General features: G+C 42.1%; 2 protein-coding genes. Both read left to right on the top strand.

The genetic code is table 11. The annotated features are described in order from the left end of the window. The first annotated feature begins 370 nt into the window (after window positions 1-370). A complete protein-coding gene (locus tag DNK84_RS14350; RefSeq protein WP_162902349.1) occupies window positions 371-601 on the top strand; it encodes a hypothetical protein in 231 nt (76 codons plus the stop codon). After that, entirely contained in the window at window positions 583-1,542 is a 960-nt protein-coding gene (locus tag DNK84_RS09405; protein WP_235826875.1) for an ISAzo13 family transposase, read from the top strand. The genes DNK84_RS14350 and DNK84_RS09405 overlap by 19 nt, the downstream gene beginning before the upstream one ends. The last annotated feature ends 62 nt before the right edge of the window (window positions 1,543-1,604 follow it).

Genomic DNA, 1,604 nt, shown 5'->3' with positions numbered 1-1,604 from the left:
GCGATATAATGGTAAGTGATTAATGTGACTAAGTTAAGCATCATTTTTGTATAAACCTCGAGCTTTTTTTAGTGGGGGATATGCCTTTGTTCTGCGTTTTCTGCACCGAGGCTCTTTGCGTCCTGGCATATTGTTGACCTGTTTATGGATAATCATTTTAAGGGAAGCGCACAAAATAACTTCCCGACCCCAAGTTAAACATTAGTCACCAAAACCGCAACAATAAAATCAATTACCCGCTTAAGAAAATAAACTTTTTTGCTGTCAGAACTTTACAGACCAGATGTGGCCGTTATTCTTATGCTTTGGCGTAATGATAATAATTTGAATGACAATGGACTACATGAAGTATATCTCAGTAGAAGACAACATGAAAAAGCTATACAAATCCCTTTCAGAAAAAGATCGTCGTCATTTTGCGGCAGTCACAGCGATGCAAAAAGGTAAGCATGGAATCCAATATTGTTGTGATCTGTTTGGTTGTGACCCCAAGACGATCCGTCGAGGAATACTGGAACTTCAATCCGATTTTTTTTGCCATCAGGGCGAGAAAGAGTGGCAGGCGGCGGTCGGAAGAGCAAAGTGGCTGACGATGATCTGAACTTGGCTTTTGGTTTGATTATGGAAGCACATACCGCTGGGGATCCGATGGATGAATCCGTTAAGTGGACGAATTTAACCAAAGGTGAGATTGTCTTGAAGTTAGGCAATATCGGATTTTTTGTTAGCAGAACCTTGGTGTCAAAACTGTTAAAACTTCATGGCTACAAACGTCGTAAGATGTTGCACAACAAGACAATCAAACAGGTAGCGGACCGTGATGATCAGTTTCAACACATCAAGGCACTGTGCGAGGAGTTTCGGGCATGTACGGATCCAATGATAAGCATAGACACTAAAAAGAAAGAGCCATTAGGGGATTTACATCGCGATGGTTATGCTTTTTGTAACCGCCCTCAGGATAGCTACGATCACGACTACAGCTATTTAGCCGTAGGAAAGGCTGTCCCGCATGGCATCTATGATATGAAGCAGAACAAAGCCAGCATTCATCTTGGCGACTCTCATGAAACAGCCGAATTCATTGCCGACTCGCTGAAGCTGTGGTGGAATCACTCTGGCAAAGTAGATTACCAATCGGCTAAGAGACTACTCATTTTGTGTGATGCTGGTGGTGCCAATTCTTATCGAAGTCATGGATTCAAGCATGCGTTACAGAACGTGGCAAATGAAATCCAGCTTGAGATTGTTATTGCGCATTATCCATCTTACGCATCAAAGTATAATCCGATTGAGCATCGGGTATTTCCTCATGTTACGCGTGCCATAAATGGCGCAAAGCTCACGACGATGCAAAGGGTAAAAAGTTTGATGGAAAGAGCGAAGACAAAGACCGGGCTATCTGTTACAGCCAAGATCATCAACAAGGCATATAAGACTGGCAAGAGGTACACGAAAGAAAGTCTAAGTGCACTGAATTTAAACTTTAGTAAGGTGCTGCCAAAATGGAACTATTCGCTCAAACCGATGTCTGTTTTCTAATCAAAAAAGGGAAGTTATTTTGTGCGCTTCCCTAAATGACATGGTCTTTCCTTTGTTATTTC

The sequence above is a fragment of the Facilibium subflavum genome (genome assembly GCF_003574485.1).
In the GTDB taxonomy this organism is placed as follows: Bacteria; Pseudomonadota; Gammaproteobacteria; order Francisellales; family Francisellaceae; genus Facilibium; species Facilibium subflavum.
Note: the sequence above shows the minus strand (reverse complement) of the source record. Positions and strands in the feature narration are given on the sequence as shown.